9 protein-coding genes are annotated in these 7,380 nt (G+C 65.4%); all 9 read right to left on the reverse strand.

Translation table 11 applies throughout. The annotated features are described in order from the left end of the window. Positions 1-912, reverse strand: a 912-nt coding sequence (locus tag ACLFQI_RS10015) for a transketolase (protein ID WP_410758986.1), incomplete at its 3' end; no start/stop codon positions are given. Positions 913-919: 7 nt separating this feature from the next. After that, positions 920-1,687, reverse strand: coding sequence for a YciK family oxidoreductase (locus ACLFQI_RS10020; RefSeq protein ID WP_410758988.1), 768 nt, complete (start codon positions 1,685-1,687; stop codon positions 920-922). Positions 1,688-1,749: 62 nt separating this feature from the next. Next, complete coding sequence (gene cydX / locus ACLFQI_RS10025; protein ID WP_410758990.1) at positions 1,750-1,872, reverse strand: cytochrome bd-I oxidase subunit CydX; 123 nt, start codon at positions 1,870-1,872, stop codon at positions 1,750-1,752. Positions 1,873-1,999: 127 nt separating this feature from the next. Beyond that, the gene (cydB, locus tag ACLFQI_RS10030; protein ID WP_410758991.1) at positions 2,000-3,142 is read right to left on the reverse strand and encodes a cytochrome d ubiquinol oxidase subunit II; all 1,143 of its coding nucleotides are present in this window, start codon (positions 3,140-3,142) and stop codon (positions 2,000-2,002) included. Next, positions 3,142-4,764: a cytochrome ubiquinol oxidase subunit I gene (locus tag ACLFQI_RS10035; protein ID WP_410758993.1), complete on the reverse strand. Its 1,623-nt coding sequence runs from the start codon at positions 4,762-4,764 to the stop codon at positions 3,142-3,144. The genes cydB and ACLFQI_RS10035 overlap by 1 nt, the downstream gene beginning before the upstream one ends. Positions 4,765-4,845: 81 nt before the next feature. Beyond that, positions 4,846-5,193: a NifB/NifX family molybdenum-iron cluster-binding protein gene (locus ACLFQI_RS10040; RefSeq protein ID WP_410758995.1), complete on the reverse strand. Its 348-nt coding sequence runs from the start codon at positions 5,191-5,193 to the stop codon at positions 4,846-4,848. Positions 5,194-5,228: 35 nt separating this feature from the next. Beyond that, positions 5,229-5,672 carry a DUF6858 family protein gene (locus ACLFQI_RS10045; RefSeq protein ID WP_410758997.1) on the reverse strand — a complete coding sequence of 148 codons (444 nt, stop codon included), beginning with the start codon at positions 5,670-5,672 and terminating at the stop codon, positions 5,229-5,231. A 201-nt stretch (positions 5,673-5,873) separates the two neighbouring features. Next, entirely contained in the window at positions 5,874-6,581 is a 708-nt protein-coding gene (locus ACLFQI_RS10050) for a Crp/Fnr family transcriptional regulator (RefSeq protein ID WP_410758999.1), read from the reverse strand. A gap of 160 nt (positions 6,582-6,741) precedes the next feature. Beyond that, a partial coding sequence (locus ACLFQI_RS10055) for a Crp/Fnr family transcriptional regulator (RefSeq protein ID WP_410759000.1) occupies positions 6,742-7,380 on the reverse strand: 639 nt, incomplete at its 5' end.

Consider the following 7,380-nt stretch of genomic DNA (forward strand, 5'->3'; position numbering starts at 1 on the left):
GCGGGCGCTGTCCTGCCAGTGTTCGAGCAAGTCTTCATAGGCATCCTGCTCGGCCGGCGTCTTGAAGCGCAGATAGTGCAGCTTCGGCGCGCGCTCGCGCAGCAGTTCGATGCCTCGGCAGGGATCGGTGCGGGCGATGACCGCCAGCGGCGCGAGCGGATGGGCGTCCCATCGCGCCAGTGCCGGCGCCGCCAAGGCGTCGCCGTCATGGCCATCGACCTCATGCACCTCGGCGCCAAAGGCGCGCAGCCGCTCGGCGAGCGGCTCGATGGTCATCACCTCGGTCATGGGGCCGTCACACTGCTGGGCATTGGCGTCGATGTACACACCGAGGTTGCCGATGCGGTGGTGCGCGAGCGCGGCGAAGGCCTCCCAGGTCTGGCCTTCCTGGAACTCGCCATCGGACATGAACACCCACACCCGTCCGGACTCGCCGCGCAGTCGGCGCGCGAGCGCGATGCCGCCGGCCTGACTCAGGGCCTGGCCGAGCGAGCCGGCGGTGACCTCGTGGCCGGGCGAGTGCTCGGCGCCGATCAGCTCGACCGTACTGCCGTCGGTGTTGAAGCGCTCCAGCGCATCGGCACCGAGTCGGCCGAGTTCGATCAGCAGCGCGTACAGCACCAACGCGTAGTGCACTGGCGAGAAGATGAACCGATCCAGATCCGGGGCGCGCGGGCCGTTGTAGTCGGCGCCGGTGAAGGCGTGGGGGTTGTCGCGGCCGGGCACGCCGGCGAATGCGCGCGGAATCAGTGGCGCCGTGCTGGGGCCGAGTCGCATCACGCGCAGATACAGGGTGGCGAGGATGTCGGCGGCGGAGCAGGCTTGGCTCAGATAGCCGCCGTTGTTGCGCAGTGTGTGCTCGAGCACGCGGCGGCGCACCGCATCGGCAACAGGTGCGATCTCGGTTGTCATGCTGGGCTCATGCGGGTCTCGGTGGCGCGCCCGGCGTCTGCGCACTCAGGGCCTGTCCGCTCAGGCCGCGAGAGTCAGGACCGAGGAGGTAGAGGTAGGCATTGACGATGCTGTCCGCGGTCGGCAGCGTGTTCGGATCCTCGGCCGGGTAGAGTTCGCGCCGCTGCGCGGTGCGCACCGCGCCGGGATCGATGCTGTTGACCCGGATGCGGCTGTTGCCCTCGGTCTCCTCGGCCAGGGTCTGCATCAGCGCCTCGATGCCGGACATGGCGGCGGCGAAGGCGCCCCAGTAGGCCAGTGCGCGGCGGCCGACGCGATCGGACTGGAACAGCACCGAGCCGGCCTCGGCCGCGCGCAGGAGCGGCAGGCAGGCCTGGGTCAGCAGGAAGGGCGCGGTGAGGTTGATGCGCAGCACCTTCTCCCATTGCTCGGCGTCGTAATCGTCGATGCGACTGAGGAAGGGGATGTACTGCGCGGTGTGCGCGAGCCCGTCGAGACGGCCGAACTCGTCGCCGAGCGTGGTGGCGATGCCGAGCATCAGCGGCTCGTCGGCCTTCTCCAGATTCAGCGGCAGGCTCGCCGGCTCGGGCCAGCCGGCGGCGACGATCTGGTCGTAGACCGCCTCGAGTGCCTTCTCGCGAAAGCCGCTGAGAACCACGGTCGCGCCGTGCTTGGCGCAGGCGAGGGCGAGCGCGCGGCCGATCCCCTCGGCGGCGCCGGTGATCAGGATGACGCGATCGTGGAGGAGGTCAGGGCGCGGTTGGTAGTCCTGCATGATGTCTGGGAGTGGAGGCTGGCGGGTGACTGGCGCGGGGTGAAAGGCGCCGGCTCATGCACTCAATCCGAGGATTGGTCGTCTTGCGCATCGCCCATGCACTGCGAGGACTCATACCACATCACGTTGATGATGCCGAAGGCGACGGCGAGCAAGACGCCGAGAATCCAGGTGAAGTACCACATGCGATGCTGCTCCAAAAAGGGTGAAGGCGCCAGCCGAGGCTGGCCGACGCGAGGCTGGGCTGATTTGGGTCCGATCCGGGGGACTGATCTGGGGGGCTGAACCAAGAGCTCGAACGGATCGGCCGCGCTAATAGGCCGAGTTATCTTGGGCGCGGATCTCCTCGACCGTGACCCGCCGCCACATCTTGGCATAGGTCCAGGTGGTGTACATCAGGATCAACGGGATGAAGATCACCGCCGCCCAGAACATCACCGTCAGCGTCAGATGGCTCGAGGTCGCGTCCCAGGCGATCAGGCTGCTGTTCGGATCGCTGCTCGAGGGCATGATGAACGGAAACATGGCGGCGCCGGCGGTCATGATGATGCCGGTGATGCCGAGCCCGCTCATGATCAGCCCGAGTCCGGCCCGGTCGCGCATCGACAGCGAGACCGCGTAGCCCAGCCCGGCGAAGCCCAGGATCGGGAACAGCAGGGTCCAGGGATAGCGCCAATAGTTGGTCAGCCAGCCATAGGGATCGACCACGACCTCCTTGGTCAGCGGGTTCGAGATCGCATCCAGCGGCGGCATGCTCACCACCTTGAAGCCATCGACGAAGAGGATCAAATCGAGACCGGCGAGCGCGAAGCCGGCAATGGTCGCCAGCCCAACGATGCGCGCCCAGTGTTTGGCGCGCGAGGCGATCGGCTCGCCGGTGCGCAGTTGCAGCCAGATCGCGCCATGCATGGTCAGCATGCCGAGGCTGATCAGCCCGGTGAGGAGCGCGAACGGGTTGAGCAGGCCGAAGAAATTGCCGGTGTAGTAGGGCCGCAGCAGTTCGTCGAGATGGAAGGGCACGCCCTGCAGCAGGTTGCCGAAGGCGATGCCGAACACCAGCGCCGGCACCGCGCCGCCGACGAACAGCCCCCAGTCCCAGGCGTTGCGCCAGCGCTTGTCCTGGATCTTGCTGCGGTAGTCGAAGCCGACCGGGCGGAAGAAGAGCGCGAACAGCGCCAGCAACATGGCGAAGTAGAAGCCGCTGAAGGCGGTCGCATAGACCAGGGGCCAGGCGGCGAAGATGGCGCCGCCGGCGGTGATCAGCCAGACCTGGTTGCCGTCCCAATGCGGGCCGACGGTGTTGATGATCACGCGGCGCTCGTCGTCATCCTTGCCGAGGAAGGGCAGCAGGGTGCCGACGCCCATGTCCATGCCATCGGTGACGGCGAAGCCGATGAAGAGCACACCGACGAGCAGCCACCAGATCAGTTTCAGGATTTCGTAGTCGATGATCATCAGAGGTCTCCTCGGTGCTGGCGGGCGGGCGCGGTTGCCGAGGGCGGACCGCCGGCGGCGGGCGGCTCGGCGTGGGCCTTCTCGAAGTGATACCGGCCGGTATGCAGCGAGCTTGGCCCTTGGCGACCGAACTTGAACATCAGGAACATCTCGATGATGAACAGCGTGGTGTAGAAGAGGATGAAGGCGCTCAGACTGATGGCCAGGTCATTGGCGCTCAGGCTCGAGGCCGCCACCGAGGTCGGCAGCACCTCGCCGATGGCCCAGGGCTGACGGCCGAACTCGGCCACGAACCAGCCGGTCTCGGCGGCGATCCAGGGCACCGGGATGCTGTAGAGGAAGGCGCGCAACAGCCAGCGCTTGTCCTGGATCTGACGCTTGGCGTTGTAGTAGAAGCCGAGCGCGAGCAGGAACAGCATCCAGGCCCCGGCGGCGACCATGACGCGGAAGGCCCAGAACACCGGCGCGACCTCGGGGATCGAGTCCTTCGCCGCCTGTCGGATCTGCGCCTCAGTGGCCTCGGCCGGGTTATCGGTGTAGCGCTTGAGCAGCAACCCGTAGCCGAGATCGTCCATGTGTTCCTTGAACATCGCGCGATTCGCCTCGGTATCCTGATCGTTGCGCAGTCGCTGCAAATACTCATAGGCGATCATGCCGGAGCGGATGCGGATCTCGTGCTCGTGCATCAGATCCTTGAGGCCGGTGACCTCCTGGTCGAGCGAGCGGGTCGCGATCAGCCCCATCAGCCAGGGGATCTTGATCGCGTCGTGGGTCTCCTCGTCTGCGTTGCTGGGTAGACCAAAGACCGTGAACGGGGCCGGCGCCGGCGCGGTGTGCCACTCGGCCTCGATCGCGGCGAGCTTGACCTTCTGCACGTCGCCGACCTCGTAGCCGGACTCGTCGCCGAGCAGGATGACCGACAGCACCGAGGCCAGGCCGAAGCCGACGGCGACCGAGAACGAACGCTTGGCGAACGCCAGATCGCGCCCCTTGAGCATGTAGTAGGCGCTGATGCCGGCGACGAACATCGCCCCGGTGACATAGCCAGCGGCCACGGTATGCACGAACTTGACCTGCGCGACCGGGTTGAACAGCACCTCGGAGAAGCTGACCATCTCCATGCGCATGGTCTCGAAGCTGAATTCGGCGCCGACCGGGTACTGCATCCAACCGTTGGCGATCAGGATCCACATCGCCGAGAGGTTGGAGCCGACGGCGGTGAGGAAGGTGACCGCCAGATGCTGGCGCTTGCTCAGGCGCTCCCAGCCGAGGAAGAACAGGCCGATGAAGGTCGATTCGAGGAAGAAGGCCATCAGGCCCTCGATCGCCAGCGGGGCGCCGAAGACATCGCCGACGTAATGGGAGTAGTAGGCCCAGTTGGTGCCGAACTGGAACTCCATGGTCAAGCCGGTGGTGACGCCGAGGGCGAAGTTGATGCCGAACAACTTGCCCCAGAACTTGGTCATGTCCTTATAGATCTGGCGCCCCGTCATCACGTAGACGCTTTCCATGATCACCAGCATCCAACTGAGCCCGAGGGTCAGCGGGACGAACAGAAAGTGATACATCGCGGTGCTGGCGAATTGCCACCGCGACAGCTCGACCATTGCGCTATCTAGCATCGTTGGAACCCCGAAGCAGCGTGCATGCGTTTAGATGCCGATCCTCAGCGTGCGATCCAGCATCCGCCCCTGCCGTCTTTGTCAGTGCTCATGCGGCGCGGCCGGCGGCAGGGCCTCGTCGCTGGCGATCGCCCGCAACGCGGCGGCGATGTCGGTTTCGCTGGTGGTGATGACCTCGATGCCCTCGCGGTTCATGCGTTGAACGAAGGGTTCCCCGGCACTGCCGGTCAGGATGGCGGTGAGCTGGCGTTGATAGAGCGGATGATCCGGGCCGTGATCGTCGTGCAACGAACGATCCTTGGGCAGGTCGAGCCGCTCGATCTCGACCGGCTCGCGACCAGGCTCGAGTTCGTAGATGAGGAAGCGGCGGCTCTTGCCGGCATGGCCGGTGATGGTCTTGAAGTTCTGACTGGTGACGGCGATACGCATCGGTCGGGGTTCTCTGCGATTGATAGGGATAGGCGCTAGTCCGGTTCCGGCCTGGGTGCCGGGGTCAGTCCCGATTCTGGATCGGCCGTCTCCGTGAGTAGCCCGAGCGCCCAGTCCTCCATGGCCGCGTTGGCAAGCGGCATCGGCGTTTCCATGAAGCTGATGACGAACTGGTCGTCGAGTTCGGCGATTCCGATCGAGCGCGGCCTGAGGCCGAGGACCTCGGCGCTGGGCAGCGTCAGGCCAAAACAGAACAGCACGTTCTTGGCCGCGCGGATCTCGCCCTCCACGGCCCCGTCCGGCAGACTACAGGTATGGGCGTAATGATCGAAGACGGCGATAAACTGGCCGCAGCGATGCGTTTCGATGCAGCTGCGGAAATAGTCGCAGATCGCGTCGACGCTCTGGTAGCGGATCTCATCGCGATCGAGTCTGAGGATGAAGAGCGGATAAGGTTCGTTCAGCAAGCTTTGCTTCATGGCGATGTGCTTCACCGGCGCGAACGGCTGGCAGGCAGGGGGGGTGTCGGGACTTGACCCGATCATGGTCGGCGCAGCTTAAGGGCTCGTATATAAGGCCACATTGAAAGCTGTCAATCGCTAGCTTGCGCGGGATCATGGATGCGTGGGGCGGAGCGCGGAGGCGGCCGAGCGGTCGTCAGGCGATGGACGGAAATCGCCTCAGTCCTCGGCGATCCGTCTGAGGTTGGGGATATCCAGCAAGAACCGATTCGGCCTCGACTCGACGATCAGACTCTCGCGTTTGAAGCTGGCGATGGTGCGACTGGCGGTCTCGGTGGTGATGCCGAGCATGGCGCCCATGTCCTCGCGTCCGAAGAGCTGGCATTCGCTCGATTCGCGATCGCGCACCAGGCGCAGCAAGAGCCGGGCCACGCGCTGGCGCGCCGAGCCGGTCGAGAGTTCGGTGAGCCAGGCGTCGGCCTCGGTGAGCGCGCGCTGCCAGCGCTGCATCAGTTCCTCGTGCAGGCTGGGATTGTCCTTGCTGAGCGCCTTCACCATCCGCGTCGGAAACCGGCAGACCTCGCTCGGCGAGAGGGCAACGGCGTCGTGTTGATAGGCATTGCCAAGCAGCGCCTCGAGTCCGAGCACATCGGTACCGCGCGCGATGCGCACGATGCGCTGGCTCCCGTCCGGCAGGTATTGGACCAGCTTGAGCGCACCGCTGCGCACGGTGAACATATGGTCACCGACCTCGCCGGTCTGATAGAGCACGGTGCCAGGCTTCAGGTCGAACTGATCGATCGGGTCGTGGATGCGATCGAAGTCCTGCTCGCCGAGTCCAGCGAACAGGACCGATGTGCGCAGCGCACAATTCCGGCAATCGGCCTCGCCGGCCCAGGCCTCACGCAATGTCACGGATTTGACCATACCCCTTGATCTATGGCAGCGCGGCGTCAATGACGGATAGCATATTAGTGTACAGGATTTTTGCGTCGCACAATGGCTTGGCGTGCGGCGAGCCCAGGCGGCTGTCGATGCCCGTGCCGGGATGGCACACGTCCGGCGCCCCACTGCCGAGGCGTGGGTCTCAGAGGTCGTCCAGTTCACCAAGCCGCCGCAGGGCGCAGCGGTCATGGACCCGAATCTGTTGTCCGCTGACCGTCATCACCCCCTGGTCGCTTAGGCGTCGCGTGATGCGCGACCAGGTCTCGGGCTTGATGGTCAGGCGCGAGGCGAGCGTCGCTTTCGGCCAGGCCAACGTCAATTCATCGGCATCGGCGGGCAGTTCGGCGAGCAGCCAGCGGGCGAAGCGCACGCTGGCCGAATGCAGTGCCAGATTGTCGATCTCGGCAATGAGTGCGTGCAGGCGTTGGCTCAGGCCGCCGAGCAGGGCAAAGCAGGTGTCGGGCGAGTCGCGCAACATGGCGGCGAAATCCGTTGCATCGATGGCGAGCAGTTCGCTCGAACTCAGCGCGGCGGCGCACACCGGATAGCGGCCAGTGCCCATGAACATCAGCGCCTCGGCAAAGGTCTGGCCAGGGCCGATCAACTCGATGATTTTCTCCTCGCCCTCGGCGGACAGGCGAAACAGGCGGATTTGTCCGGAGTGGACGAAGAAGAAGTGCTCGGCCGGGTCATCCTGAGCAAACAGCCATTGCCCGGCCTTCAGGCGTCGGATTTGGGCGCGGGCGCGGAGTCGGCCGATCTCCTCATCGCTCAGTGGCGC

The organism is Halochromatium sp., assembly GCF_046541315.1.
In the GTDB taxonomy this organism is placed as follows: Bacteria; Pseudomonadota; Gammaproteobacteria; order Chromatiales; family Chromatiaceae; genus Lamprobacter.